The following is a 25,568-nucleotide window of genomic DNA, read 5'->3' on the forward strand; positions in this document are numbered from 1 at the left end:
CGCCTGCCCCCGTTTCGACCCAAGACAGAGGAGCACCCGCGTGCCTTCATTCTCGAGCACATTAGAACAAGCCATTCACGCGGCCTTGGCGGCTGCGAATGAACGGCGGCATGAATTCGCAACGCTGGAACATCTGTTACTGGCGCTGCTGGAAGAACCCGATGCCATTCGGGTGATGAAGGCGTGCAGCGTGGATCTTGATGAATTGCGCAGCACTCTGGTCGAATTCATTGATGAAGACCTGTCAAATCTGGTGACAGATATCGACGGGTCCGAGGCTGTGCCGACGGCAGCCTTCCAGCGCGTTATCCAGCGCGCTGCGATTCATGTCCAAAGCTCGGGCCGGACCGAAGTCACCGGTGCCAATGTTCTGGTGGCAATTTTTGCCGAGCGCGAAAGCAATGCCGCGTATTTCCTGCAGGAACAGGACATGACGCGGTACGACGCGGTGAATTTCATCGCCCATGGGGTGGCAAAAGATCCGGCTTATGGCGAGAACCGCCCGGTGTCGGGTGCCGATCAGGTCGAGGATGAGGCCCAGCCAGCGGCCAGCGAAGGTGAGCAGAAAGAAAGTGCTCTTGGAAAATACTGCATTGATCTGAACGCAAAATCTCGGGCGGGCGACGTCGATCCGCTGATCGGCCGCAGTGATGAGGTCGAACGCTGCATCCAGGTGCTGTGCCGCCGCCGCAAGAACAACCCGCTGCTGGTGGGTGATCCCGGTGTTGGCAAGACCGCTATCGCCGAAGGGCTGGCGCACAAGATTGTCGCTGGTGAAGCACCCGATGTTCTCGCGAACACGACAATTTACTCTCTGGACATGGGCGCCCTGCTCGCCGGAACCCGCTATCGCGGTGATTTCGAAGAGCGCCTGAAGGCTGTCGTGACCGAATTGGAAGAACATCCGGATGCGGTGTTGTTCATTGACGAAATTCACACGGTAATCGGTGCCGGAGCGACGTCTGGCGGCGCGATGGATGCGTCGAACCTGCTGAAACCGGCCTTGCAAGGTGGCAAACTGCGCACCATGGGCTCGACGACGTACAAGGAGTTCCGCCAGCATTTCGAAAAAGACCGCGCATTGTCACGCCGGTTCCAGAAGATCGACGTGAACGAGCCTTCGGTTGAAGACAGCGTGAAAATCCTGCGCGGTCTGAAGCCCTATTTCGAAAAGCATCACGACATCAAATATACCGCCGATGCGATCAAGACGGCCGTGGAGCTGTCCGCGCGCTACATTAACGACCGCAAACTGCCGGACAAAGCCATCGACGTCATCGACGAGGCCGGTGCCGCGCAGCACTTGGTCGCCGAAAGCAAGCGCCGCAAGACCATCGGCGTCAAGGAGATCGAGGCGGTCGTCGCCAAGATCGCGCGCATTCCGCCGAAAAACGTCACCAAGGACGATGCCGAGGTTCTGAAAGACCTCGAAGCTGCGCTCAAGCGGGTTGTGTTTGGTCAGGATGAAGCCATCGAGGCGCTGTCCAGCGCGATCAAACTGGCCCGTGCCGGCCTGCGCGAACCTGAAAAGCCCATCGGCAACTACCTGTTCGCCGGCCCGACCGGTGTGGGTAAAACCGAGGTGGCGAAACAGCTGGCAGATACGCTGGGCGTGGAGCTGCTGCGCTTCGACATGTCGGAGTACATGGAGAAACACGCCGTTTCCCGTCTGATCGGCGCGCCTCCGGGCTATGTCGGGTTCGATCAGGGCGGCCTGTTGACCGATGGTGTTGACCAACATCCGCATTGCGTACTGCTGCTGGATGAGATCGAAAAAGCACATCCGGATGTGTTCAACATCCTGTTGCAGGTGATGGACCACGGTGAGTTGACCGATCATAACGGTCGTACTGTGAACTTCCGCAACGTGGTGCTGATCATGACCTCGAACGCAGGTGCGCATGAACAGGCCAAAGCGGCAATCGGTTTTGCACGCGATCGTCGCGAAGGCGAGGATACCGCTGCGATCGAACGGATGTTCACGCCGGAATTCCGCAACCGTCTGGACGCCGTAATCTCGTTTGCGCCGCTGCCGAAAGAGGTCATCTTGCAAGTGGTCGAGAAATTCGTGTTGCAGCTTGAGGCGCAATTGCTGGATCGCGGTGTGACCATTGATCTGACCCCGAAAGCTGCCGAATGGCTGGCAGACAAGGGCTACGACGACAAAATGGGCGCACGTCCGCTTGGCCGTGTTATTCAGGAACACATCAAGAAACCTCTGGCCGAGGAATTGCTGTTCGGCAAACTGGCCAAAGGCGGCGTGGTTCGCGTTTCGGTCAAGAAAGGCGAGCTGAACCTGGAAATTCTAGGCCCAGATCAGCCGCGTATTCCGGGTGACAAGCCACCGCTTTTGACAGCGGACTAGTCCTGGCAGGCAAAAAACACTGATCGCCCGGTTGGCTCTCCAACCGGGTGACTTGATTTCCATCGCCCGAAAAATACTGCTTTCAGTCAGTTGAAAACATTTTCGACGGAATCCCGAACGGCGCGCGTTTCAACGTCACAGTTGAAACGAAAGGGATTTCGATGACCAAAGTCGCCACCGTTTGGAGCGTTGCATTCGCCATTTCAACCATCGCCGCAATAGCGACCGCGCAACACAGGTTTCGATACCATGATGAAACAGAAACGAAACCGCTGACCCTTCAACCCGCTACAGTCAATCCGGGGAACAGTCGTTCCGAATTCGACGAGTACCGCAATACTCTGCGCGTAACGGCCAATGGCATCCCGGATCACCTTGTCGGGCGATTTCCGAACCGAGGGAACCCAAACCGGATATCAGAGCAGATGGTGAACTTAAAGATACCGTCCAGCCCGAAGGCCAAGGGTAGTATAACCCCCTTAAATCTTGGCTGGAATTTTGGTGTATCCTTGAACGGTGTTGTGTTCGATCCATTGGCCGCCGAGTTTTGGCATGGCGATCCCCGCTCCGGCTGGTCGTATAATGCACTGGGTGGTGCTATCGTTCTTGGGTTAGATGAGAATTTTGCGCATGTTCAGCCCAATGGAAAGTATCACTACCACGGTGTCCCGACCGGGTTGATTGAGTTGCTGGACTATGCACCCGACCGACACTCACCGCTGATCGGATACGCAGCTGACGGGTTTCCGATTTACGCAATGACCGGTGTGCTGAACGGGCATGTGACGGAAATGGAGTCATCATACCGGTTGAAAAGCGGCAACCGTCCTGGGGGCAGTTCACCAGACGGCAAACATGATGGAACTTTCAACGAAGACTTCGTCTATGTTCCCGGACACGGAAATCTGGACGAATGCAATGGGGCCTTCACCACCTCGCCCGAATACCCCTCGGGTACATATGCCTACTTTCTGACCGAGGACTATCCCGTCGTGCCCCGTTGCTTTGTCGGAACGCCAGATAACAGCTTTCGTTTCGGGCGGCGCTGACCACCGTACGAGGCAGATTTACCTTTCGGTTAGTTTCAGCTCGATCCTGCGGTTCTGTGCCCGGGCCTCTGGCGTATCCGCAGGATTGACAGGCTGGAACTCGCCGAACCCGTTTGCGGCCAGTCGGTCTGGCGGAATACCCAAAGCGTCAACCATGTATCGCACAACCGACAGCGCCCGCCCCTGACTAAGCTCCCAATTGTCGCGATAGCGTCCGGAGCCGGCCAGCGGCACGTTGTCTGTATGACCATCGACCCGGATCACCCAATTGAGACCCTCGGGGATTTCCGCAGCCACGCTCCGAAGGATATCCGCGACCTTGGCAACTTCCCGACGCCCTTCGTTCGAAAGAACTGCCGACCCGGTGTCGAAAAGCACCTCGGAGGAGAAAACAAAACGATCTCCTTCAATACGCACACCTTCCTGATCGCCCAGCACATCCCTTAGTCGCCCGAAGAACTCGGACCGGTAGCGTTGCAGGTCTTCGGCCTGAGCGGTCAGTTCCAGGTTTTGACCGGCCAAAGCCTCGGCCTCGGCTTCCAGACGAATGCGCTCGGCCTCTTCCAGCAAACGACGGCGACGTTCTTCGGATGCGGCGCGCGCCAGTGCCGCGTTCAGGTCCTGACCCAGCGTCTGGATTTGGATCTCAGCCGCTTCGTTTCGCTCTTCGTAATCGTCCAGCAAGGCCTGCAATGACCCCAACTGGCTGCGCAAGGCCGACATTTGTTGGTTCAGCAAAGCCGTTTGGCGTTGTGCCTCGGTCGATGTTTCTTTCTCGGACGCAAGCGTGTCGCGGGCCACGGCCAAAAGCGCCGCGCGTTCTTCGGCCAAAGATCGCTGAGTCTCTGCTTCGGCTTGCGCCTCGCTTTGCGCATCCAACGCGGCCTGCAACTGCGCTTTGAGTTCCTCGGGCTTCAGGTCACCGAATTGCCGTTCCAACTCGGCTTTGGCAGCCTGTGCTGCGGCCAGCAGGGTCAAGGTCTCTTCGGCCTCCTTACGCTGCGCTTCCAGGGCAAGCGTCATTGCGGTCAGTTCGGCATCTGCGTTCTCAAGCCGGGTGCGCAGGGCTTCTGCCGCAGCGGCCTCGGCCAGTCGGGCTGTTTCTTCATCCGATAGCTGCTGTTCCAGATCGGCAATTTGTGCGGTCTGCGCTGCGTCGCTACTTTCCAGGTCAGCGACCAGGGCCTCCAGTGCTTCGCGCCGGGCTGCGGCCAAACGGGCAGCTTCGGCCTGAGCATCAATTTCCTGCCGGCTTTGCACCAAGGCCAAGTTCAACGCTTCCTGCTCGGTCAGCAACTCGTCCCGTTGGCTTTCCAGCGCCGCGATATTGCCCTGCGCGCGCTCCTGATCCGCTATCAGGGCGGCAACTTGCGCCTCGAAGTCGGTAATACGGGACCGCGCCTGTGCCAGATCTTCCTCTACGGTGGACAAGGTCGTGTTTAACGCCCCAAGACGCGCTTGCAGGCGGCTGTTCTCGCGCTCTTCCAATCCCAGCGCCCCGGCCAGGGCGGCGATCTCATCGGACAGCGCCGTCAATTCGTCCTCTTGCCCTGAGATCGTTTCGCGCAAAACAAACTGCACCACCATGAAGATGGTCAGTACGAAAGTCAGAACCATCAGCAGACCCGTCATCGCATCCACGAAACCAGGCCAGACCGAGCCCTGGAAACGTTGACCGGTGCGACGAGACAGGGCCATCGGTTATTCCCCTTCCGGCGGGGTTCGAACCGCACCGCGGGGCAGTGTCAGCGCTTTGACCAACAGTTCAAAATCCTTGCGCAGCTCGTTCATGCTGTCCTGTCGGCCCGCCGAGATTTCTTCTAGGATGCGCAGCAACTGTACATCCATCGAACGCAATCGCATTCGGCTTTCAGCATCGATCCCCTCGCCTGCGCCATGTTCGCGCATGTGGTCCAGCAACGCGTCCTGCCCCAGCGCAACGCGCTCCAGCGCCCCCGTAACACCCTCGGTCTGTGCTTGACGCTGGTTCATGTCGCTGATCACGTCGACAAGCTGTCCCAGTTTGGAGGAAACTTCGACGCGGTCCCGCTCCTGCGCCGAGAACATGTCCTGCAAGGCATCCATTTGCTCGGCCATTGTATCCAGTACAGGCGTCAGAACCGCCAGTTCGGCGCTGCCTTCGTCTGATCCGCTGAACCCGACGCGGGTGATGCTGGACAGCCATTCCTCAAGCTCACGGTAGAATCTGTTTTGGCCATGCCCCGCGAACAGTTCCAGCAAACCAACGATCAGCGAACCGGCCAGACCAAGCAACGAGGACCCAAAGGCGACGCCCATGCCCTGCAACTGGGATTCAAGACCGGTCATCAGGCGATTGAAGACCGCCAGACCTTCCTCGCCGGCCTGCGGGTTCAGGCTGCGGATCGTATCCACAATTGCGGGCACTGTCGTGGCGAGGCCGAAGAACGTCCCCAAAAGGCCAAGGTAGATCAGAACATTGGTAATATAGCGCGTGATCTCGCGTTCTTCTTCGATCCGCTCGGCCACGGAATCCAGAATGGATCGGGTCGAACTGGAACTGATCTGCGATCGCGCGCCCCGTGCCCGCAACAACGAGGCAAGCGGGGCCAACAATTGCGGCGGGCTGGTGTCATCTCGCTCGACACCGCCGACAAAGGCTTCGATCCAGCGGACCGAGCCGATCAGCTGGGTCACCTGCAGGAAACAGGCCAGCACGCCTATGACGAAGACCAGAATAATGAACCCGTTCAGATAGAGGTTCGCCTGAATGACCGGCAGCACATAAGGCAGTGCCAGGAACACGCCCGCCCCCGACAACCCAATTGCGATCAGCATCATCAAGATCTGACGGATCGGTTGCGAGAAATGTGGTCTCGCGCCCTGCTGTGCCTGCGCCATGCGCGTGGTTCCCGGTGTTTTTCTGCTCTGGCCAGAGCCTAGCGAAAACCTGCCGATGACGCCAAGGGTTTATGCGCTGATTTTGCGTACGCGTTGCGACAACCACTCAAGATCTGGGTCATTCAATCCGATCTCGGCCAGATGTGAAGCGGTGTTGTACAGGTACTCGGTATTCGGGCCCCGACCGCCAACCGCATGCGCAATGATCTGGGCCTGCTCCTCCAGCGGCATGCCACCGCAATACTGAACATGGTGGGGGTCGATCACATAAGTGACGGCGTTCACCACCTGCCCGCAATCCAGATGCACGTCCAGTATCCGTTCCAGATAGGCGGAAGAAATCAATTCCCGCTCGCGTAGTTCGTCCAGCGTCCGCTCTTCGTGGCCTTCTTCAACGGCCAGAGCCAGCCCGGTGCAATAAGCTCCGGATTGTTCGTCCAAAGCAAGCACCAGTCCGGGTTTTTCTTCGGTCCCCCGATGATGGATGGAGCTCATGCAAAAGGAACGGGCATAACCATGCAGCGTGGCCCGCTCGCTGCGCGCGACCGGGAATCCCGGATTCCACAGCAGCGATCCATATCCGAAAACCCACATCGTCATTCTGCTGGTCCTTGCCTGTTTGCGCCTATAAACATCAATTCCAAGGCAGGAAAAAGGGCCATTTGCCATGCGCCGTCTGACACGCGTACTCATTTTTGCAGCCATCGCATGGAGCGCATACTGGTTCATCGCCGGATATGGGTTGCGAACGGCAATCACCGGTTGGTTCGACAAGCAGCAGGAGCTTGGCTGGCAGGCCGAGTTTTCCGGCGTCAAAACGGCCGGATACCCGGCACATCACGCGACAAGGCTTGTCAACCCGGCGCTAGCGGATCCAGTCAATGGCACCGCCTGGAGCGCGGATTGGATCGAATTCCAAAGCCCTGCCATCTGGCCCGGTCGTCAGGTATTGCGATTTGCCGATACCCCGCAGCGATTATCATATTTTGATCAGACCGCAACCATACAGGCCCAAAACCTTCAGGCCGAGTTGCAATTGCAACCCGGCGTCGCGCTGACATTGGAAAAAATGGCGCTGACAGCCGACACATGGTCCGTCACAAATGACGAAATTCCCTGGGCTGGTGGGGACACGCTTGCCCTGGTCATGGAACAGACCTCTGATCCCGAAGCCTATGTCATCGCCGCCCGTGCCGATAGCTTTGCCCCGGGTGACGATCTGCGCGACCTGATGCGCTCGGCCACATCATTGCCTCAGGCGTTCGAAACGCTTGAGCTGGACTTGGTGGCAACGTTTGACAAGCCATGGGACAGAACCACGCTAGAGGAAAGCAGGCCCCAACCGGTCGCAATCGACCTGCGGCTGGCCGAGGTCAAATGGGGTGAACTCCGCCTTTTTGCCACTGGCGAACTGGAAGTCGACGATCAGGGCATCCCCACCGGAGAAATTGCCGTCAAGGCCGAAAACTGGAGGGATATGATTGCCATGGCCAACGCCGCAGGCGCACTGCCCGACCAGGCAGTTGATCCTGTTACCCGTGCGTTGAATTTCATGGCAGGGCTGGGCGGCAACCCTAACGCACTGGATATGCAGCTGAATTTCCGCGATGGACTTGTGGCACTGGGACCGCTTCCGCTGGGTCCGGCGCCTCGTCTGATCCTACGTTAACGGCAATAGGGACCGTTGCGGTACCGCGCGGTATCCAGGTGGAAATGGTCGCGATGGTAACGATCCGAATTCGGCCCCAGAACGGTACCAAACGGTCCGCAAGCCCCGCGCCACACTTTAATCAGCTGCTTTTGTGAAGGGTTTTTTCGCCAGCCATTCAGGACGGTCACCACTTCTCCATCCGCCATCTTGAATCCCGAAATGTCGATGGCCCGCCCCTTTCCATGCTCAGAAATCCGGGCGCCCTTGCGGTTGTTACGCGAACGGCAGGCGTAGTGGGCGGCGACCTGCAGCTCAACCACCGGACCGCGCCGCTTGAACGTCGGTTTCACCGTCTTGTCGACCCACTTGTTCAGGGCAATCGCAGTACCGCAATCCATGGTCGACGGACGGCTGAGTGCCACACCTGAAATGGACGTGATTTGCACCGCGTCCTTGATCCCGCACGCTTTGATCTTGCCCGGCACCGTGCCCACCGGTTTACCCTGAATGGCGATGTCTCCGCACACAGAACCTTTGCGCAGTTTCCGTTTTTTGAAGAGCACCTGTTGCTCCAACGACTTTGGCCGCATGTAAGGCATCAACGAAGTGTCAGGTCCGAGCAACGGCAGATCAGTCGGTCGGGCGGCAACCGCTAACACCTGTGGCGAAGCGGGGCGAAGTTCAGGGCGCAAATTCGGGATTGAAATGACCGTTTCTGCGCTGACAACTACAGCTTGCGCGAGCGTAGCCTCAACAGGACGGCTCACCGGGACAAGAGATCGTTCGAGAGGGGACGCGTAAGACGTCGAGGCCAGCGCGGCCCCACATCCAATCAAAACAGCGCCCCACCGCAATCGCATCAGCTTGCCTTTCCCCGCCCAAAATCCGGAGCATCCGTGTCCTGCCCCGCATCGATGATCCCACGTCGGATCGCACGCGTGCGTGTGAAATAGTCGAACAGGTGATCACCGTCACCGGTGCGGATCGCCCTTTGCAGGGCAAACAGCTCTTCGGTGAAACGGCCCAGTATTTCCAGCGTGGCGTCCTTGTTGCTCAGGAATACATCCCGCCACATCGTCGGGTCCGAGGCTGCAATTCGGGTGAAATCCCGAAAACCGGCGGCCGAGTATTTGATGACCTCGGTGTCTGTAACCCGCCGCAGATCGTCCGCAACGCCCACCATGGTGTAGGCGATCAGGTGCGGCGCATGAGATGTCACCGCCAGCACAAGATCATGGTGTTCGGCATCCATTTCATCGACATTCGACCCAAGCCCTTCCCACAGCGCGCGAAGCCTGGCGATTGCGTCCGGATCAGAACCCTCGACCGGTACCAGCAGACACCAGCGGTTGTCGAACAACTCGGCGAACCCCGATTCCGGACCGGAATGTTCCGTTCCGGCCAGAGGGTGAGCCGGGATGAAATGCACACCATCTGGAACGTGCGGCCCAACCGCCTGAATAACGGCCCGCTTGACCGAACCCACATCCGTTATAGTCGCGCCGGGTTTCAGAGCCGGGGCAATGTCGGCCGCCACTGCGCCCATGGCGCCGACCGGAACGCACAGAACAACAAGATCGGCACCCTCAACCGCCTCTTGCGCAGAGTCGCAGACACGGTCGCACAGCCCGATACGACGAGCTGTGTCGCGGGTTGCCTCGGAACGGGCATACCCCGTCACTTCGCCCGCGAGCCCGGCGCGTTTGATCGCCCAGAACATGGACGAAGCGATAAGGCCCAACCCGATCAGCGCCACACGGTCGTAAATCTGGCTCATGCGGCATCTCCTTTGAACGCAGTGATGGCTGCAACCACGCGGCGACATGCCTCTTCGTCGCCCACAGTGATCCGCAGGGCGTTGGGCAGGTTGTAACCTGCAACCCGGCGCACGATCAAACCCTGCGTCTTGAGGTAGTCATCACAGGCCTCGGCCTCGGCCCTGTCCGCAAATCGCGCTAGGATGAAATTGGTGCAGGACGGATCAGAGGCTACACCGATCTTTGCAAGCTCGTCGGCGAGCCAGACACGCAGACGCGCGTTTTCAGAGTGGCAGAAGGTCAGATACTCATCATCTCTGACCGCCGCCTCGGCCGCAGCCAGCGCCGTCAGCGACAGGTTGAACGGCTGACGTACCCGATTGAGGACATCAATGATGGCCTGATGCGCGTAACCCCAGCCAACCCGCATGCCGCCCAGCCCGTATATCTTCGAAAAGGTCCGCGTCATAATAACGTTGGGATATCGGTCGACCAAAGCTGCGCCACCGTCGAATTCCGGAACGAACTCTGCATAGGCGCCATCGAGTACTATCAGGCAGGTCTCGGGCAGACCTTCGGCAAGGCGCGCCAGCTCGGCCTCGGAAATCATCGTCGAAGTCGGGTTGCCCGGGTTGGTGACAAAGACGATTTTCGTTTTGTTCGTCACCGCAGTCAGGATGGCATCCACATCCACCGTCCGATCCCGCTCGGCGACCATTACCGGTGTCGCGCCGACCATGCGGGCAATGATTGGGTACATCGAGAAACCGTGCTCGGTGTGGATCACCTCGTCTCCGGGCCCGGCATAGGCGTGCGCGATGAATTGCAGCACTTCGTCGCTGCCCACACCGCAGATGATACGATCAGGGTCCAGCCTGTGCCGATCGCCAATCGCCATTCGCAGGCTGGCGTGATCGGTGCTCGGGTACCGATGCAGCGTAGAAGCACTTTCGCGCACCGCCTCAATGGCCTTGGGGCTGGGACCAAACGGGTTTTCGTTTGAACTCAGCTTGATGACATCCGCCACACCCGCGATATGCGACTGGCCGCCCTGATACAGAGCGATGTCCATTATACCGGGCTGCGGGGTGATCTTGGTCATGAGAGGCTCCTTACGTGAGGCCCCTCATACCTGTCTCAACGGGTTGAGAAAAGCGGCAATTCTTTCACGCGGCTTTGAAGCGCGCCGTCGCCGGATCGGCTGTGTAAAACGGCGCGTACTCCTCGGTCCGGCGTGACAGATCGTTGACACTGTTGATGACGAACTGAACCGTTTCTTCGGTCATAAGGTATGAGAAGTTCAGCCGAACCCAACCGGGTTTCTTCATCTCTTCCCCCGCCGATAAGGCGGCATGCAACGCTTCCGAAGTCGCGCGATCGATCCCCAGCAGACGATGCGCATAGGGTCCTGCGCATGCACACCCACCCCGGGCCTGAATTCCGTAAATGTCGCTGAGCATCCGCGTAAACAGTTGCTGATGTACTGGCTGCCCAGCATTGTCACGCACCAGGAAGGAAAAGATCGGCAATCGATGCGGATTGTTGGTCCCCAGCAAGGTCAGATGCGGATTTTCCGCCCAACCGTCCAACGCCATTTGGTTGTACAAGGCCTCTCGTCTGGCAATTTCGTCGGCTCCGACGGCATCCTTGACGATAAAGGCCAGCGCGGCACGAATATCGCCGATCACATTGGGCGTTCCGGCCTCTTCACGCGTGGCCAGATCGGCACTGTAATCATGCCGCCAGGGCGAGACAAAGCTGACAGTTCCGCCGCCTGGCCAGCTGGGGCAAGTTCGCTGGACCGCATTGCCGTTGACGATCAATACCCCGGACGCACCCGGCCCGCCGGGAAATTTATGAGGCGACACCACAACAGCGTCTTTGCGCGCATCATCCGGGCCCATATCCATCGGCAAATATGGCCCGCCGCCAGCATAGTCCCAAACAACCAGCGCGCCGTGTTTCTTCAGCAGTCGCGTCACCGGATCTGGGTCGGTTATGACACCGGTCACGTTCGACGCCGCCGAAAAGGACCCGATCACCAAATCTGCCTCTGCGTTCTCGACCAGTGCAGCCTGCAGGGCGCTCAAATCCAACCCGCCTTGTTTCGCTTCAGGAATCTCGACCACCCGGGCCTTGCTTTCGCGCCAGGGCAGAATGTTCGAATGATGCTCATACGGCCCGATCAAAACAACCGGCCGGTCAGCCTCTTGCACTCCCAGCAGGCTGACCAGCCGGTTGAGCCCTGCAGTGGCACCCGACCCGGCGAAAATCACCGCGTCCTCTTCCCTTGCACCAACAATGCGGGCGATTTCAGATCGCGCCTCACGCCGCAGCCGCGTCATGTAGGAACCGCAATAAGAGGCCTCGGTGTGACTGTTTGCATAAAATGGCAGCACATGTTTTGCCACAAAGTCTTCGACCTGCCGCAGGGCGCGGCCCGAAGCGACGTAATCCGCGTATACCAGCGGCACGTCCCCATGCAGACCCGGGATCATCACATTCTCTCCGATTAGCCCATCACGCAGAGTATTGTCGTGAGCGGCGGCCTGGATCTCTGCGCGAAATCGGGAAAGGGTCATATCATCGGCTCCATATTGCATTTACCAATATGATTGATGCGAAGTACAAATACTTCACCATTCTTTGCTTAATTTTCCCAATAATTGTGTCATATGATCATGTATGAGGAAAAATTTAGACCAAATTGACACACGCATTCTGAAAGAGCTGCAAAAGGACGCCACTCTGTCACAACGAGAGCTGGCCGACAGAGTAGGCCTGTCTCAGAACGCCTGCTGGCGTCGCCTGAAGGCGCTAAACGATGATGGAGTACTGCTCGGATCCACCGCGCGTATTGCGCGGGAGAAACTTGGGCTAAGCCTTGTGGTCTTTGTCATGCTGCGCACCCGTCACCACTCGACCGAGTGGCTGGAGGCTTTTCGCAGTCATGTGCTGACCATCCCCGAGGTTGTGGATTTCCACAGGATTGGTGGCGACTACGACTATCAACTCAAGGTCGTCACGCAAGATATGGCGTCCTATGACAAGGTCTATCAACGCCTGATCGAGAAGGTCGAGCTGGACAGCGTCACCTCGTATTTCGCGATGGAGGCAATTGCCGAAGGGCGCCCGCTGCCGATCTGATCCCCCCTTCATCTGGCCAAAAGTATCCCGGGGGAATCGCGGCCCGCCGCGATGGGGGCAGAGCCCCCCCTCCAACAAAAAAAGACCGCGCATTGCGCGGCCTTTGGGATCTCAAAAGTCGGCGAAGATCAGTTCTTCGCGTAGAATTCGACGACCAGGTTCGGTTCCATCATGACCGGGTATGGCACATCGCTCAGACCCGGTGCACGCACAAAGGTCGCGGTCATTTTCGAGTGATCGACATCAATGTAGTCCGGCACATCACGCTCAGCCAGGGCAGCAGCCTCCAGAACGACAGCCAGTTGCTTGGACTTGTCACGCACTTCGATCACGTCGCCTTCTTTGACGCGGTAGGACGGGATGTTCACCCGCTTGCCGTTCACTTTGACGTGGCCGTGGTTCACGAACTGGCGTGCAGCAAAAACGGTCGCAACAAACTTGGCGCGGTAGACGACTGCGTCCAGACGACGCTCCAGCAGTCCGATCAGGTTTTCACCGGTATCGCCGTTCACACGCACGGCTTCGGCGTAGATGCGGCGGAACTGCTTCTCGGTCAGGTCGCCATAATAGCCTTTCAGCTTCTGCTTGGCGCGCAGCTGCAGACCGAAGTCAGACAATTTGCCTTTGCGGCGCTGGCCGTGCTGGCCGGGGCCGTATTCACGACGGTTGACCGGGGATTTCGGACGACCCCAGATGTTTTCGCCCATCCGGCGGTCGATTTTGTACTTGGCAGACGTGCGTTTGGTCACGGCTGATCTCCTTCGTTTTGGTCGAGGCCTTTGCAGGCCACTATAGAAGGGCGTTGTCCTCTTGGGGTTTCCCCCATGACAGGCATCCCCTTGCGGGGTCCACCAACACCAATGAAGCCGCGCTTATATCTGTGAAAACCGCAGAGTCAACACGCCCAATTGGGCCCAGAGGCATTTCCTGAAAAAATATGCCCGCGACACTTGTTCTCTGAATAGATTACTCGGCCGCCGTCAAAACCAAAGGCTGCGCCTCGCTCAGATCCTGCTCGACAATCGGACGCTGAACTGGAAACGCGACAACGGTTTCGTCGGGCGCTTCCACGCGGCCTCTCTGCTCTGACAGATCTGAGACACGACTGATCCAGAATTCCTGGTCCCGCACGGGGCACCCGTTTTCGAAGATCAGTACAGGCATGTCTTCGCCTTCGATCCACAACAGGTCTGCAATGAACCGTTGCGCACCGTTGGAAATTTCGACCACAGAACACTCCAGACCAGCGCGCGCTGCTACAGCGACCTCTATCCGATCCGACAGTAGTGAAACGGCACCGACGTAGATGGCCTGCTCGGGGGCAACAACTTCCGACGCCGAAAGGGCCAACCCCCGGCCTCGCCACGACCACGCTGCTCCAACAGTCAAGTGGGCAAGCGGCGCAGCCTCAAGCCCATCCAGTTCTGTTTGCTTCCAGGTTATTGCTGTTCGACCGTTATCCCCGGCTCTCATCTGCCCGCCTGTACCTTCAACACCCCAACCGCTCACAATTCGTGTGTATCAACGATGATTCCGGCAGAAAAGAGACGGAAATACAGCATTCCGGAGAATGTTGCTTCTGAGTCAAGTCAATCTGAGACTTAGAAAGTCGAATTTCTATTCAAGGTTGTGCAAATACCCCATGCTACCCGCATTTAGAGTGTCCGCAGCTTCGGCACGTCATGCAACCCTCGATCATGACCATGTCGAACTGCCCGCAGGACGGGCAGGCCTTACCGCGTGGCGCGTCCATGTTCACCACCTGCGCCTGCGGATCGGATTTCAGCCCCATGCCTTCGCCTTCCAGAAACCCGATGGCGATCATGTGCTGTTCGATCACGCCCCCGATCGCCGCAAGGATTGATGGAATGTATTTGCCCTTCACCCAGGCACCACCGCGCGGGTCAAACACGGCTTTCAACTCTTCCACAACAAAAGACACGTCGCCCCCGCGCCGGAACACGGCAGAAATCATCCGGGTCAGCGCAAGCGTCCACGCATAATGTTCCATGTTCTTCGAGTTGATGAACACCTCGAACGGGCGTCGGCGCCCACCGATGAAAATATCATTTATGGTCAGATAGATCGCGTGCTCGCTATCGGGCCATTTCAGCTTGTAAGTCGAACCTTCCAATGACTGGGGGCGGTCCAGCGGTTCAGACATGTAAATAACGTCGCCGCCATCGACCTCATGCGGCGCATTGGCGCTTTCGCCCGGCGCCCTGTCATCGCTTTCCGATACACTCAGCACCGATCCGGTCACATCGTTCGGGCGATAGGTCGTGCAGCCCTTACAGCCCTGATCCCAGGCTTGCATGTAGACATCCTTGAACGCGTCAAAGCTTATGTCTTCCGGGCAGTTGATCGTCTTTGAGATTGAGCTGTCGATCCACTTCTGCGCCGCCGCCTGCATCTTGACATGGTCAGACGGCGAGAGCGTCTGAGCGTTGACGAAAAAGTCAGGCAGCTCCTTATCACCGAACTTGTCGCGCCACATCTGCACGGCGTAGTCCACGACCTCTTCCTCGGTCCGAGAACCGTCTTTCTGCAGCACCTTGCGGGTGTAGGCATAGGCAAAGACCGGCTCGATCCCCGAGGACACGTTGCCTGCGTAGAGTGAAATCGTTCCGGTCGGGGCAATCGAGGTTAGCAGCGCGTTGCGAATACCATGTTCTCGAATGGCATCTCGCACGTCCTCGTCCATCTGCTGCATGGTGCCGCTGGCCAGATACTTCTCGGCATCGAACAAGGGGAAAGACCCTTTTTCCTTCGCCAAATCCACCGAAGCCAGATACGCGGCGCGGGCGATCGCGTGCAACCAGCGCTCGGTCTGACGCGCCGCCTCGCCGGACCCATAGCGCAGGCCCAGCATGAGCAAAGCATCCGCAAGACCGGTCACGCCCAGGCCAATACGGCGCTTGGCCTGTGCTTCGGCGGCTTGCTCGGGCAGCGGGAATTTCGATGCGTCCACGACATTGTCCATCATCCGGACTGCGGTGGCGACGAGCTCTTGCATCGCAGCATCGTCCAAATGGGCATTCTTTTCGAACGGTTCAGCAACAAGCCGCGCCAGATTGATCGAACCCAGCAGGCACGCGCCATAAGGCGGCAATGGTTGCTCTCCGCATGGGTTCGTTGCGGCGATTGTTTCGACATAGCTGAGGTTATTGGCCTGATTGATCCGGTCGATGAAGATCACACCCGGCTCGGCATAATCATAAGTTGCCTGCATGATCTTGTTCCACAGATCACGCGCCTGAACGGTGTGATAAACCTTGTCGCCAAAGACCAGCTCCCACGACCCATCTGCCTTGACCGCTTCCATGAATTCATCGGTCACCAGCACTGACATGTTGAACATACGCAACCGTGCCGGGTCGGACTTGGCGGTGATGAACTGTTCAATATCGGGGTGGTCGCAGCGCATCGTCGCCATCATCGCCCCGCGGCGAGATCCCGCGGACATGATCGTGCGGCACATCGCATCCCACACATCCATGAACGAAAGCGGCCCCGAGGCATCCGCCGCCACACCATGCACATCGGCACCGCGCGGGCGAATGGTCGAGAAATCGTATCCGATCCCCCCACCTTGCTGCATGGTCAGAGCGGCCTCTTTCAGCATGTCGAAAATGCCGCCCATGCTGTCCGGAACGGTGCCCATGACAAAGCAATTGAACAGGGTCACCTGCCGTGCGGTGCCAGCACCAGCCGTGATGCGTCCGGCGGGCAGGTATTTGAAGTCTTCCAACGCCTCAAAGAACTTCTCTTCCCAATGTACCGGGTCTTTCTCTACCCGTGCCAGATCACGCGCGATACGCCGCCAGCTGTCCTCGACTGTCTGGTCGATGGGCGTGCCATCCGCTTTCTTGAAGCGGTATTTCATGTCCCAGATCTGCTCGGCGATGGGGGCGGCAAAACGGCTCATTCGTGCTCCAGTGTTAATAAATGATGGGACGTGGCGGCGGGACTTGAACCTGCAACCTCCTCGCCGTAGTTTATCGGTGGTCAAACCTAAAAACTAACTCGAAAGCGAGGCGCTCAATCCGTTGAGCTTCGCCACGTATACGCCGATTCCTCGACAGGTTTCTACGTTACAGCAGAGCGCACCCCCACCACAACACCTTGATGACAGCGCCTGGCGAGCTACAATATAAAGATGGGCTTAGGGACGACTCTGTGGGTAAGCTGTGGATAACTACGTAAACCTCATAAAACTGTCGGTCGGATCGGAAAGCGTCGACAGCCTGATCGCGTGGCAGGACAGCTATCGCCAGAGGTTCGAGGACGGCTTGCCACGGCACGTCACCCGCATGTGGCCCAAGCGCGAAACGGAAATATTGAACGGCGGATCAATCTATTGGGTGATCAAGGGCGTGGTTCAGTGCCGTCAGCGAATATTGCGACTGGACGAAGCGCGTGGAGATGACGGCATCCGCCGCTGCGCTATTGTGCTGGAGCCCGAGGTATACCGAACGCAAAATGCCCTGAAACGACCATTCCAGGGTTGGCGTTACCTGAAACCCGAAGATACGCCCGCCGATCTACCGAAAAACCGCGCGCAGGACGACGCGCTGCCCGAAGACCTGAACCGCGCGCTTGCCGAAATCGGCGTGCTCTAGGTTCAGGCCAATCGATCCAGCAATTCGGACAAAACCGCTTTCTCCTCAGCAGAATAGCGTGCCATGCGGCTGCGCCACAGCGTAGCCTGCGATTGCAGGATCAGCCCATCCGACAAGATCTTCAAATGGTTCGCCCGCAAGGTTTCACCGGTTGAGGTAATATCCGCGATCGCTTCGGCGGTCTCGTTCATCACTGTACCTTCGGTCGCGCCCTGACTGTCGACCAGTGTATAGTCGGCAACCCCGGCATCGGTCAGGAATTCCCGCACCAGCCGGTGGTACTTGGTGGCAATCCGCAACCGATGGCCATGGGTCTTGCGAAACGCCGCCGCCGCCGCGTCCAGATCGTCCACCGTATCCACGTCTACCCAGCAGGCCGGAGTGGCAATGATCAAGTCGGCCTTGCCAAACCCAAGTTGCGAGATTTCTTCGACCTGTTGCTCCCAGCGCGGCAGTTTTTCCTGCACCAGATCAATCCCGGTCACGCCAAGGTGGATACGGCCAGCGGCCAGTTCGCGGGGGATTTCCCCTGCAGACAGCAGGATCAGCGAGACGTCTTCGATGCCCTCGACCTTACCGGCATATTCCCGATCCGATCCACTGCGCGACAGTGTAATGCCGCGTTTTTGGAACCACGAAAAGGTTTTCTCCATCAATCGGCCTTTGGATGGCACGCCCAGTTTCAGGCTCATTGCGCATCCTCCTCAACCATAAGCATCAGGTCAGGCCGCAACACGCCGCCCACTGCGGGGATTTCAGCCCCGTTGCCCAATTGACGCGTCAGCGCATCGTAGCGCCCACCCGTGGCAATGGGTGGCAGATCAGGCCGACCCTCGGCATAAAACCCAAAAACGAAACCGTCGTAATATTCCATCGAGGTCCGGCCATAGGCGGCCTCGAAATCCAGCCTTTCCACATCAACACCACGCGCCTGAAGCGACGCGATGCGCGCCTCAAGCCGGTCCAGCGCCGGGGTGATCTGCGGCAGGTCGACAGCCACATCCCGCAGCTGTTCCAGTGCGAAGGGCATGGTTTCCCGAACATTCAGGAGTGTTTCCAGCCCCACGAGCTCGTTATCGGAAATCGGTGGCGTCTCGCGGTCGTCGCGCAGCGCTTCGATCCGCGCCTCTATTTCCTGGGCACGACGTTTGCCAATCATCGGAAATTCGAAGGCCATCGGGTCAGCCGCATCAAGCAACGCGTCGCGTCCTTCCGGTGCCGGCTTCCGGCCGGCAAAGCGATCCAGCAATACTCGGAACCGGCGCGGTCGCCAAAGGTGCCGCATCAATGCCGCCTTGCGTCGATCCGTCGTTCGCAGACCCTCGACAGCCGCTGTCAAAATACCGATATCACCTGTCGCCGCCCGCAGAGGCAGACCGCGCAGTTGCAGGGCGAACAGCGAAAACACCTCGGCATCGGCGCCAGCAGGGTCATCGCGGTCAAAAACCTCGTAACCCACCTGAATATACTCGTTGGCCCGATCCGGGTCGTGTTCCTGCCGCCGGAAAACTTCGCCCGAATAGGTGTAGCGCGCAGGCTCTGCTCCATCGCTCATATGCATCTGCACGACGGGCAAGGTGAAATCCGGGCGCAGCATCTGCTCGCCCCGCACCGCGTCAGAGGTCACATAAGCCCGGGCGCGTATGTCCTCGCCGTAAAGGTCCAGAAGCAATTCAGCGGGTTGCAGCAGCGGCGTGTCCACAACCTGCGCGCCGGCGGCTTCGAACCGGACACGCATCATTGCAGCGCGCGCCTGTATCTGGGAACGGTTGGCCATTAGTCAGTCCTGACTGTCCAGAATTTCGCGCACCTTGGCGACCAGATCGCCGCGCGGCACTTCGAATTGGCTGGGACGCTCTTTCCACTCCTCCAGCGTGGCGCTTTCGGCAATTTTTGCGCCTAGGATCAGGTCCTTGATCTGCACGATGCCGTTGGCCTTTTCATCACCGCCTTCGATCACTGCAATCGGAGAGTTTCGCTTGTCCGCATATTTCAGCTGATTGCCGAAATTCTTGGGATTGCCCAGATAGACCTCGGCCCGTATGCCCGCGTTGCGCAGCTCGGCCACCATCGCCTGATAATCCGCCATGCGGTCGCGATCCATCACAGTGACAACCACTGGGCCTGTGGCCTGCGCAGCGATCCGACCCTTTTCGCGCAGCGCCGCCAGCAGGCGGTCAACGCCAATGGAAATACCAGTCGCGGGCACTTCCTGCCCGGTGAACCGCTTGACCAGATCGTCATAACGCCCACCGCCCGCAACCGAGCCGAACTGACGCTTGCGGCCTTTTTCGTCGAAAATCTCGAAGGTCAGCTCGGCCTCGTAGACCGGCCCGGTGTAGTAGCCGAGGCCGCGCACGACCGAAGGATCAATTTCAATCCGGTCCGCGCCGTAGCCGCCCGCATCCAGCAGAGCGCCGATCTGTTCGAGTTCGGCGATACCGTCGAGACCTATCTTGCTGTCCCCCACGGCGGCACGCAGATTGGCCAGCGTACCGGCAGTGTCGGGGGCTTTGGAGGTCAGGAAGGCGATCACCGGCTCGGCTTGATCGTCGCTGAGACCGACACCCTCAATGAATGCACCTGACGCATCCAACCGACCCTTGGTCAGCAACTCGCGCACGCCCTGCTCACCCACTTTGTCGAACTTGTCGATGGTGCGCAGAACGTTATCTCGGGCCGCGACGTCTTCACCCAACCCCATCGCCTCAAGCACGCCATTCAGAACCTTGCGGTTGTTGACGCGCACCAGATAGTCGCCGCGCGGAATGCCGACCGTCTCCAGCGTATCCGACAGCATCGCGCAGATCTCGGCATCAGCGGCCATCGACGCCGTGCCCACCGTATCCGCATCACACTGATAGAACTGACGATACCGCCCCGGGCCAGGCTTTTCGTTGCGCCAGACCGGTCCCATCGCATAGCGGCGATAGGGCGTCGGCAAATCGTTGCGGTGTTGCGCGTAGACTCGTGCCAGAGGCGCGGTCAGGTCATAGCGCAGCGCCATCCAGTCGCCCTTGTCGTTCTCGTCGATTTCCTGCCACGCAAAGACACCTTCATTCGGGCGGTCCACGTCGGGCAGGAACTTGCCCAGTGCCTCGACGGTCTCGACCGCGCTGCTTTCCAAGGCGTCAAACCCGTAGCGATGATAGACGCCAGCAATGGTCCGCAGCATCTCGGTGCGCTGCGTGACTTCCGAGCCGAAATAGTCGCGGAACCCTTTCGGCGTGACTGCCTTGGGGCGGGGCTGTTTCTTGGGCTTGGCCATTTGGGGCGTCCTTGGGATTTTCTCGTTCCGCGCGCGGTCTATCCCATGGTCCGGATCGGGGCAAGCCAAGCCTCTGCCGCAGGTGTTCTTTCTCTGGCCTTGGCGGTCGCAGGCCGCTATGACCAGCACAGAAACAGGAGCGCTCGCAGGAACCCGAAATGCAGCATCTGGAAGAACAGGTCGCCCATCTGACTCGCACGGTCGACGAACTGAACACGGTGGTTACCAGTCAACAGGCCGAGATCGACCGTCTAACCCGCCGGGTCGAAATGTTGTTGCAGCGCGAGGCTGAGCGGGCACAGGAAGGATCCGGCGGGGTTGTATTCGGAGACGAACGTCCGCCGCATTATTGAGGGTTTACAACCCCAGAGTGGTTTTTACCGCGTTGTCGACCACGCCGCCTAACAGGGCATCCTTATCCGCAGCACATCCTTCCGACAGCGCGGCTATGAACGCTTCGCGCAGCTGGGCCTTTTCCTCGTCAGTGGTTGCGTGATCTTCGATATTGATCTGGCGATTGTAGAGAGATAAGGCCGTCATCTTTTCAATAACGGTCACAACAAAAGCTTCGTCGCCGTCTGCCTCCTCGGCGATCGAGGCGCAAGTATAGTGCATCACGGGCAATGCATCCTGTACCATCTGTTCAGCGGCGTCATCGGCCGTTGCCGCACATGGAACCGCCAGAATAGCGGCGCAAGCGGACATTCTAAGTTTTTTTAACAGCATCGCCATCACTTCCAGTTATGCCCGATAATGGCCCCGGCCACGCCACCAATCGCAGCACCTTTGCCGTCGCCGATCAGCGCACCGACACCGGCGCCAATCAAGGCTCCCTCGATGGTTTTCTTTTTCTTCTTGTCATCAGCCATCCCGGCCGATGCCATCGCCAGCGACGCAACAACGGCCAATGTGAATGCCCTGAAACCAATACCAGAGTATGTCATATCGGATCCCTCCTATGACAGTATTCAAAAGGATATGACCTCAGACTAGCCGCGCGATTTCCACGTGGCAACAAATCGGTGTGTCAGATTTCCTCGACCGACATCACACCATCCAAGGATTTTATAGCACCCTTGATCTGCGGATTGATCGGGAATTCCTGTCCCAAATCCATTTCGACTTCACCCGGCAAACCCGGGTCCATCAGGCATAGCTGTATCGGTCCTTTCGAGGCGTTTTTGGCTGCGCTAGCCGCGTCCTCAAGCACTTTGGCGACAGTTGGCAGCACCTGCGGCTCATCGATAAATATCTTGAGCCCGGTCGCCCCGGCCTCGGCCACTACGGCATCAACCGGTCCAACCGAGCGGCCCAAAAGCTTCAACTGATCCGCCTCCATCGTCGCTTCGGCGGTCAGCACTACCTGCGCGCCGGTTTCCAGAAATTCACGCGATTTTTCTAGGGTTTCCGAGAATAGCGTGACCTCATAGGCGCCCGTCGGGTCGGAAAGCTGGGCAAAGGCAAAGCGATTACCCTTGGCGGATTTCCTTTCCTGCCTCCCAGACACCACGCCCGCCATTTTGACCAGCATCATGCCCTTGTGCTGCACGTGTTTGATAACCTGCTCCAGGGTCATGACGTCGCGCCGTTTCAGCGCGGGCATATAGTCGTCCAGCGGATGACCAGACAAGTAGAACCCGATGGCTTTGAATTCCTCGCTAAGCCGTTCAGCCGGCAACCAATCCGGTGACAGCGACAGGCGGGGCTCGGGCAGATCGTCGCCCGCCTCACCAAACAGCGACACTTGGTTCGAGTTCTTCTGTTCGTGGATCGCTGCCGAGTACTGCACCAGCGGGTCAAGGCTCTCGAACACGCGGCGGCGGTTCTTGTCGAGCTCATCGAATGCTCCGGCCCGCGCCAGCATCTCAAGCGGGCGTTTGCCGACCTTCTTCAGGTCAACCCGACGTGCGAAATCGAACAGATTCACGAAAGGCTTATCAGCACGCCCTTCGACGACAAGATTCATCGCCTCGACGCCGACATTCTTGAGCGCGCCCAGCGCGTAGACCAGTTCGCCATTCACCACGTCGAACGTCGCCAACGAGCGATTAACACAGGGCGGAACATAAGGCAGTTCCAGTCCCTTGCGAACCTCTTCGAAATAAACGGCCAGCTTGTCGGTCAGATGGATATCGCAGTTCATGACGCCCGCCATGAACTCAACCGGGTGGTTCGCCTTCAGCCAGCCGGTCTGGTAACTGACCACCGCATAGGCGGCCGCGTGGGATTTGTTGAAACCGTAGTTGGCGAATTTCTCCAGCAGGTCGAAGACTTCGCTGGCCGTTTTTGCATCCACGCCATTCTCACCCGCGCCCTTTTCGAATTTCGGGCGCTCGGCATCCATCGCCTCTTTGATCTTCTTACCCATCGCGCGCCGCAGCAGGTCGGCGCCGCCGAGAGAATACCCGGCCATCACCTGCGCGATTTGCATCACCTGTTCCTGATAAACGATAATGCCCTGCGTTTCCTCAAGGATGTGGTCGATCAGCGGATGCACAGATGTGATCTTGCGCAGCCCGTTTTTAACCTCGCAATAGGTCGGGATGTTCTCCATCGGGCCGGGGCGGTAGAGCGCCACAAGTGCCACGATATCCTCGATACAGGTCGGCTTCATGCGCTTGAGCGCATCCATCATGCCCGAGGATTCCACCTGGAACACCGCCACCGTCTTGGCCGCCGAATACAGCTTATACGTCGCCTCATCATCCAGCGGGATGGCGTTGATCTGGTTTTCAGCCCCTTCTGCAGGTTCGTAGAGTTCGGTACCGTCCGCGGCGATATGCAGAGGCCGCCTGGATTTGAAGATCAGATCCATCGCGTTCTGGATCACTGTCAGCGTTTTCAGACCCAGAAAATCGAACTTCACCAGCCCGGCCTGTTCCACCCATTTCATGTTGAACTGGGTCGCGGGCATGTCAGAGCGCGGATCCTGATACAGAGGCACCAGCGCGTCCAGCGGCCGGTCGCCGATCACCACACCCGCCGCGTGGGTGGAGGCGTTCCGCAGCAACCCTTCGACCTGCTGGCCGTAGGTTAGCAGCCGGTCCACGACCTCTTCGTTCCGCGCCTCTTCCCGCAGGCGTGGTTCGTCCTTCAGCGCCTTTTCGATGGAGACCGGTTTCACCCCTTCGATCGGGATCATCTTGGACAGGCGGTCGACTTGCCCATATGGCATCTGCAGAACCCGACCGATGTCGCGTACAGCCGCCTTCGACAGAAGCGCACCGAAGGTGATGATCTGACCCACCTTGTCACGGCCGTACTTCTGCTGAACGTACCGGATCACCTCTTCGCGGCGATCCATGCAGAAATCGATATCGAAGTCGGGCATCGAGACCCGCTCGGGATTCAGGAACCGTTCGAACAGCAGCGAATATCGCAGCGGGTCGAGGTCGGTGATCGTCAGCGCATAGGCCACCAGCGATCCGGCACCCGAACCCCGTCCCGGCCCCACCGGAATGTCGTGGTCCTTGGCCCATTGGATAAAGTCCGCAACGATCAGGAAATAGCCGGGAAAGCCCATCCCCTCGATGATGCCCAGTTCGAAATCCAGCCGTTCCTGATATTCTTCAGGCGTCACCGCATGGGGGATCACGGCCAGACGTTTCTGCAAGCCTTCGTTGGCGATGCGGCGTAGTTCGGCGACCTCGTCATCGGCGAATTTCGGCAGGATCGGATCACGGCGATAGGCCATGAAGGCGCAGCGTCTGGCGATCTCAACCGTATTCTCGATGGCTTCGGGCAGGTCGGCGAACAGGGTCACCATCTCCTGCTGCGATTTGAAATAATGCTGCGCGGTCAAGCGACGGCGGCCATCCTGCTGGTCGACATAGGCGCCCTCGGCAATACAGATCAGCGCGTCGTGCGCCTCGTACATGTCCGAGGTTGGAAAATACACGTCATTGGTGGCGACCAGCGGCAGGTTCTTTGCATAGGCCATCTCGACATGCCCACGCTCGGTCAGGCGTTCGGCCTCGGGCTGGCCGTCCTCACCCGGATGGCGCTGCAACTCAATATATAGGCGGTTCGGGAACATGTTCGACAGACGATCCACCAGAGCCTCAGCGGCTGGCCGCTGCCCCTGTTGAAGCAGGCGACCCACCGGCCCGTCCGGCCCGCCCGACAGACAAATCAGCCCGTCCGAACGTTCGGCCAGCTCGTCCAGCGTCACCTGCGGCAACTGCCCGCCCTTGTCCACATACAGACAAGTGCTGAGCTTCATCAGGTTCTCGTACCCCGTCTCGGACTGTGCCAGCAGCACCAGCGGCGCGGGCGCTTTGGGTTTTTCCCCCGGTTGCGCCTGCACATAGGTCAGATCGACCTGACACCCCATGATCGGTTGCACTCCGGCCCCGCTGGCCGTCACGGAAAACTCCAGTGCCGAGAACATCGAATTTGAATCCGTCACCGCAACGGCAGGCATCTGCATCTGCTCGCAAAGCCCCGGCAGCTTCTTCAGCCGCACGGCGCCTTCCAACAGGGAATATTCGGTGTGAACGCGGAGGTGGATGAATCGAGGTGTACTGCTCATGACCGGCAGGCTACCCCAGCCAGCGGGTATGAAAAAGCCGGAACCTGAGCCTCGAAAGGTCAAAACAATCGGTGTGGATTATTCGGCTTTTTCAGAAGGTGCTTCGGACTCGAATGTCTTGGCAACGAAGAAAATGCTTTGGTTTCAAGCGACTGACCCTTATGCAATCAACACGATTTCACGCCGTTCGGCCGTAATGGTGCATCACATAGGCAGTTTTTCTTGCCAGACAACACGCGCTGTTTCTAACATCTGACGGCAAGCTATCCGCCCGCCGCTCTTTCTACGTCGCATCGAA

The 25,568-nt window shown here is 58.7% G+C and carries 23 protein-coding genes and 1 tRNA gene; 7 read left to right on the plus strand and 17 right to left on the minus strand.

Translation table 11 applies throughout. From position 1 onward, the window contains the following. The first annotated feature begins 40 nt into the window (after nucleotides 1-40). Together clpA and AC2TDJ_RS17270 are read left to right on the plus strand one after the other, a co-directional pair. The gene (clpA, locus tag AC2TDJ_RS17265) at nucleotides 41-2,365 is read left to right on the plus strand and encodes an ATP-dependent Clp protease ATP-binding subunit ClpA (protein ID WP_480843911.1); all 2,325 of its coding nucleotides are present in this window, start codon (nucleotides 41-43) and stop codon (nucleotides 2,363-2,365) included. Between the two features lie 161 nt (nucleotides 2,366-2,526). After that, nucleotides 2,527-3,414 (plus strand): YHYH protein, encoded by an 888-nt coding sequence (locus AC2TDJ_RS17270; RefSeq protein WP_480843912.1) that lies wholly within the window; start codon nucleotides 2,527-2,529, stop codon nucleotides 3,412-3,414. 18 nt (nucleotides 3,415-3,432) lie between these two features. Here the strand turns inward: AC2TDJ_RS17270 and AC2TDJ_RS17275 are convergent, their stop codons facing one another. From AC2TDJ_RS17275 to AC2TDJ_RS17285, 3 genes are all read right to left on the minus strand, one after another. Next, entirely contained in the window at nucleotides 3,433-5,112 is a 1,680-nt protein-coding gene (locus AC2TDJ_RS17275; RefSeq protein ID WP_480843913.1) for a peptidoglycan -binding protein, read from the minus strand. A gap of 3 nt (nucleotides 5,113-5,115) precedes the next feature. Next, nucleotides 5,116-6,294, minus strand: a complete 1,179-nt coding sequence (locus AC2TDJ_RS17280) for a biopolymer transporter ExbB (RefSeq protein ID WP_480843914.1) — start codon at nucleotides 6,292-6,294, stop codon at nucleotides 5,116-5,118. A 69-nt stretch (nucleotides 6,295-6,363) separates the two neighbouring features. Further along, complete coding sequence (locus AC2TDJ_RS17285) at nucleotides 6,364-6,894, minus strand: gamma-glutamylcyclotransferase (protein ID WP_480843915.1); 531 nt, start codon at nucleotides 6,892-6,894, stop codon at nucleotides 6,364-6,366. Between the two features lie 67 nt (nucleotides 6,895-6,961). Between AC2TDJ_RS17285 and AC2TDJ_RS17290 the strand changes: the two genes are divergently transcribed. Further along, nucleotides 6,962-7,963 (plus strand): DUF2125 domain-containing protein, encoded by a 1,002-nt coding sequence (locus AC2TDJ_RS17290; protein ID WP_480843916.1) that lies wholly within the window; start codon nucleotides 6,962-6,964, stop codon nucleotides 7,961-7,963. Here the strand turns inward: AC2TDJ_RS17290 and AC2TDJ_RS17295 are convergent. The 4 genes from AC2TDJ_RS17295 to AC2TDJ_RS17310 form a co-directional block, all read right to left on the minus strand. Next, nucleotides 7,960-8,805 (minus strand): extensin-like domain-containing protein, encoded by an 846-nt coding sequence (locus AC2TDJ_RS17295; RefSeq protein WP_480843917.1) that lies wholly within the window; start codon nucleotides 8,803-8,805, stop codon nucleotides 7,960-7,962. The genes AC2TDJ_RS17290 and AC2TDJ_RS17295 overlap by 4 nt on opposite strands. Further along, entirely contained in the window at nucleotides 8,805-9,722 is a 918-nt protein-coding gene (locus tag AC2TDJ_RS17300; RefSeq protein ID WP_480843918.1) for a prephenate/arogenate dehydrogenase family protein, read from the minus strand. Before AC2TDJ_RS17300 ends, AC2TDJ_RS17295 begins: the two co-directional genes overlap by 1 nt. Further along, nucleotides 9,719-10,804, minus strand: a complete 1,086-nt coding sequence (hisC, locus tag AC2TDJ_RS17305) for a histidinol-phosphate transaminase (protein WP_480843919.1) — start codon at nucleotides 10,802-10,804, stop codon at nucleotides 9,719-9,721. The genes AC2TDJ_RS17300 and hisC overlap by 4 nt, the downstream gene beginning before the upstream one ends. 64 nt (nucleotides 10,805-10,868) lie before the next feature. After that, on the minus strand, nucleotides 10,869-12,284 hold the full coding sequence (locus tag AC2TDJ_RS17310) for an aminotransferase class V-fold PLP-dependent enzyme (RefSeq protein WP_480843920.1): 1,416 nt from the start codon (nucleotides 12,282-12,284) through the stop codon (nucleotides 10,869-10,871). A gap of 103 nt (nucleotides 12,285-12,387) precedes the next feature. Here AC2TDJ_RS17310 and AC2TDJ_RS17315 point away from each other — a divergent pair, with 103 nt between their 5' ends. Beyond that, nucleotides 12,388-12,849 (plus strand): Lrp/AsnC family transcriptional regulator, encoded by a 462-nt coding sequence (locus AC2TDJ_RS17315; RefSeq protein WP_480843921.1) that lies wholly within the window; start codon nucleotides 12,388-12,390, stop codon nucleotides 12,847-12,849. A 128-nt stretch (nucleotides 12,850-12,977) separates the two neighbouring features. Here the strand turns inward: AC2TDJ_RS17315 and rpsD are convergent, their stop codons facing one another. The 4 genes from rpsD to AC2TDJ_RS17335 all read right to left on the minus strand — a co-directional run bounded on the left by rpsD (nucleotide 12,978) and on the right by AC2TDJ_RS17335 (nucleotide 16,913). Further along, nucleotides 12,978-13,598 (minus strand): 30S ribosomal protein S4, encoded by a 621-nt coding sequence (gene rpsD / locus AC2TDJ_RS17320; protein WP_480843922.1) that lies wholly within the window; start codon nucleotides 13,596-13,598, stop codon nucleotides 12,978-12,980. Between the two features lie 217 nt (nucleotides 13,599-13,815). After that, nucleotides 13,816-14,322 carry a hypothetical protein gene (locus tag AC2TDJ_RS17325; protein WP_480843923.1) on the minus strand — a complete coding sequence of 169 codons (507 nt, stop codon included), beginning with the start codon at nucleotides 14,320-14,322 and terminating at the stop codon, nucleotides 13,816-13,818. A 172-nt stretch (nucleotides 14,323-14,494) separates the two neighbouring features. Next, nucleotides 14,495-16,777 carry an adenosylcobalamin-dependent ribonucleoside-diphosphate reductase gene (locus tag AC2TDJ_RS17330; RefSeq protein ID WP_480843924.1) on the minus strand — a complete coding sequence of 761 codons (2,283 nt, stop codon included), beginning with the start codon at nucleotides 16,775-16,777 and terminating at the stop codon, nucleotides 14,495-14,497. Between the two features lie 28 nt (nucleotides 16,778-16,805). Beyond that, a tRNA-OTHER gene (locus AC2TDJ_RS17335) sits at nucleotides 16,806-16,913 on the minus strand. Between the two features lie 126 nt (nucleotides 16,914-17,039). On the opposite strand from AC2TDJ_RS17335, the gene AC2TDJ_RS17340 reads away from it, so the two are divergent. Next, nucleotides 17,040-17,471, plus strand: a complete 432-nt coding sequence (locus AC2TDJ_RS17340) for a DUF1489 family protein (protein ID WP_480843925.1) — start codon at nucleotides 17,040-17,042, stop codon at nucleotides 17,469-17,471. 2 nt (nucleotides 17,472-17,473) lie between these two features. On the opposite strand, the gene hisG is transcribed toward AC2TDJ_RS17340, so the two are convergent. Genes hisG through hisS form a run of 3 tightly spaced genes read right to left on the minus strand, consistent with a single transcriptional unit; the run spans nucleotide 17,474 to nucleotide 20,739 of the window. Beyond that, nucleotides 17,474-18,163 carry an ATP phosphoribosyltransferase gene (gene hisG, locus AC2TDJ_RS17345; protein ID WP_480843926.1) on the minus strand — a complete coding sequence of 230 codons (690 nt, stop codon included), beginning with the start codon at nucleotides 18,161-18,163 and terminating at the stop codon, nucleotides 17,474-17,476. After that, entirely contained in the window at nucleotides 18,160-19,248 is a 1,089-nt protein-coding gene (locus tag AC2TDJ_RS17350) for an ATP phosphoribosyltransferase regulatory subunit (protein ID WP_480843927.1), read from the minus strand. The genes hisG and AC2TDJ_RS17350 overlap by 4 nt, the downstream gene beginning before the upstream one ends. A gap of 3 nt (nucleotides 19,249-19,251) precedes the next feature. Next, the gene (hisS, locus tag AC2TDJ_RS17355; RefSeq protein WP_480843928.1) at nucleotides 19,252-20,739 is read right to left on the minus strand and encodes a histidine--tRNA ligase; all 1,488 of its coding nucleotides are present in this window, start codon (nucleotides 20,737-20,739) and stop codon (nucleotides 19,252-19,254) included. Nucleotides 20,740-20,897: 158 nt separating this feature from the next. Between hisS and AC2TDJ_RS17360 the strand changes: the two genes are divergently transcribed. After that, complete coding sequence (locus AC2TDJ_RS17360; protein ID WP_480843929.1) at nucleotides 20,898-21,092, plus strand: SlyX family protein; 195 nt, start codon at nucleotides 20,898-20,900, stop codon at nucleotides 21,090-21,092. 4 nt (nucleotides 21,093-21,096) lie between these two features. Here the strand turns inward: AC2TDJ_RS17360 and AC2TDJ_RS17365 are convergent, their stop codons facing one another. From AC2TDJ_RS17365 to dnaE, 3 genes are all read right to left on the minus strand, one after another. Further along, a complete protein-coding gene (locus tag AC2TDJ_RS17365) occupies nucleotides 21,097-21,444 on the minus strand; it encodes a hypothetical protein (RefSeq protein WP_480843930.1) in 348 nt (115 codons plus the stop codon). Between the two features lie 26 nt (nucleotides 21,445-21,470). Then, nucleotides 21,471-21,683: a YMGG-like glycine zipper-containing protein gene (locus AC2TDJ_RS17370; protein ID WP_480843931.1), complete on the minus strand. Its 213-nt coding sequence runs from the start codon at nucleotides 21,681-21,683 to the stop codon at nucleotides 21,471-21,473. 83 nt (nucleotides 21,684-21,766) lie between these two features. Continuing rightward, the gene (dnaE, locus tag AC2TDJ_RS17375; RefSeq protein ID WP_480843932.1) at nucleotides 21,767-25,270 is read right to left on the minus strand and encodes a DNA polymerase III subunit alpha; all 3,504 of its coding nucleotides are present in this window, start codon (nucleotides 25,268-25,270) and stop codon (nucleotides 21,767-21,769) included. Between dnaE and AC2TDJ_RS17380 the strand changes: the two genes are divergently transcribed. Further along, nucleotides 25,269-25,526 (plus strand): hypothetical protein, encoded by a 258-nt coding sequence (locus AC2TDJ_RS17380; RefSeq protein ID WP_480843933.1) that lies wholly within the window; start codon nucleotides 25,269-25,271, stop codon nucleotides 25,524-25,526. The two genes, dnaE and AC2TDJ_RS17380, sit on opposite strands and share 2 nt — an antisense overlap. The last annotated feature ends 42 nt before the right edge of the window (nucleotides 25,527-25,568 follow it).

The sequence above is a fragment of the Ruegeria sp. HKCCD6647-2 genome, from assembly GCF_057221075.1.

Bases quoted from the DNA above. Each gene is read 5' to 3' on its own strand.
- AC2TDJ_RS17270 (WP_480843912.1), top strand. From the start codon at position 2,527: ATGACCAAAGTCGCCACCGTTTGGAGCGTTGCATTCGCCATTTCAACC.
- AC2TDJ_RS17275 (WP_480843913.1), bottom strand. From the start codon at position 5,112: ATGGCCCTGTCTCGTCGCACCGGTCAACGTTTCCAGGGCTCGGTCTGG.
- AC2TDJ_RS17280 (WP_480843914.1), bottom strand. From the start codon at position 6,294: ATGGCGCAGGCACAGCAGGGCGCGAGACCACATTTCTCGCAACCGATC.
- AC2TDJ_RS17285 (WP_480843915.1), bottom strand. From the start codon at position 6,894: ATGACGATGTGGGTTTTCGGATATGGATCGCTGCTGTGGAATCCGGGA.
- AC2TDJ_RS17290 (WP_480843916.1), top strand. From the start codon at position 6,962: ATGCGCCGTCTGACACGCGTACTCATTTTTGCAGCCATCGCATGGAGC.
- AC2TDJ_RS17295 (WP_480843917.1), bottom strand. From the start codon at position 8,805: ATGCGATTGCGGTGGGGCGCTGTTTTGATTGGATGTGGGGCCGCGCTG.
- AC2TDJ_RS17300 (WP_480843918.1), bottom strand. From the start codon at position 9,722: ATGAGCCAGATTTACGACCGTGTGGCGCTGATCGGGTTGGGCCTTATC.
- hisC (WP_480843919.1), bottom strand. From the start codon at position 10,804: ATGACCAAGATCACCCCGCAGCCCGGTATAATGGACATCGCTCTGTAT.
- AC2TDJ_RS17310 (WP_480843920.1), bottom strand. From the start codon at position 12,284: ATGACCCTTTCCCGATTTCGCGCAGAGATCCAGGCCGCCGCTCACGAC.
- AC2TDJ_RS17315 (WP_480843921.1), top strand. From the start codon at position 12,388: ATGAGGAAAAATTTAGACCAAATTGACACACGCATTCTGAAAGAGCTG.
- AC2TDJ_RS17325 (WP_480843923.1), bottom strand. From the start codon at position 14,322: ATGAGAGCCGGGGATAACGGTCGAACAGCAATAACCTGGAAGCAAACA.
- AC2TDJ_RS17330 (WP_480843924.1), bottom strand. From the start codon at position 16,777: ATGAGCCGTTTTGCCGCCCCCATCGCCGAGCAGATCTGGGACATGAAA.
- hisG (WP_480843926.1), bottom strand. From the start codon at position 18,163: ATGAGCCTGAAACTGGGCGTGCCATCCAAAGGCCGATTGATGGAGAAA.
- AC2TDJ_RS17350 (WP_480843927.1), bottom strand. From the start codon at position 19,248: ATGGCCAACCGTTCCCAGATACAGGCGCGCGCTGCAATGATGCGTGTC.
- hisS (WP_480843928.1), bottom strand. From the start codon at position 20,739: ATGGCCAAGCCCAAGAAACAGCCCCGCCCCAAGGCAGTCACGCCGAAA.
- AC2TDJ_RS17360 (WP_480843929.1), top strand. From the start codon at position 20,898: ATGCAGCATCTGGAAGAACAGGTCGCCCATCTGACTCGCACGGTCGAC.
- AC2TDJ_RS17365 (WP_480843930.1), bottom strand. From the start codon at position 21,444: ATGTCCGCTTGCGCCGCTATTCTGGCGGTTCCATGTGCGGCAACGGCC.
- AC2TDJ_RS17370 (WP_480843931.1), bottom strand. From the start codon at position 21,683: ATGACATACTCTGGTATTGGTTTCAGGGCATTCACATTGGCCGTTGTT.
- AC2TDJ_RS17380 (WP_480843933.1), top strand. From the start codon at position 25,269: ATGACCGGCAGGCTACCCCAGCCAGCGGGTATGAAAAAGCCGGAACCT.
- dnaE (WP_480843932.1), bottom strand. From the start codon at position 25,270: ATGAGCAGTACACCTCGATTCATCCACCTCCGCGTTCACACCGAATAT.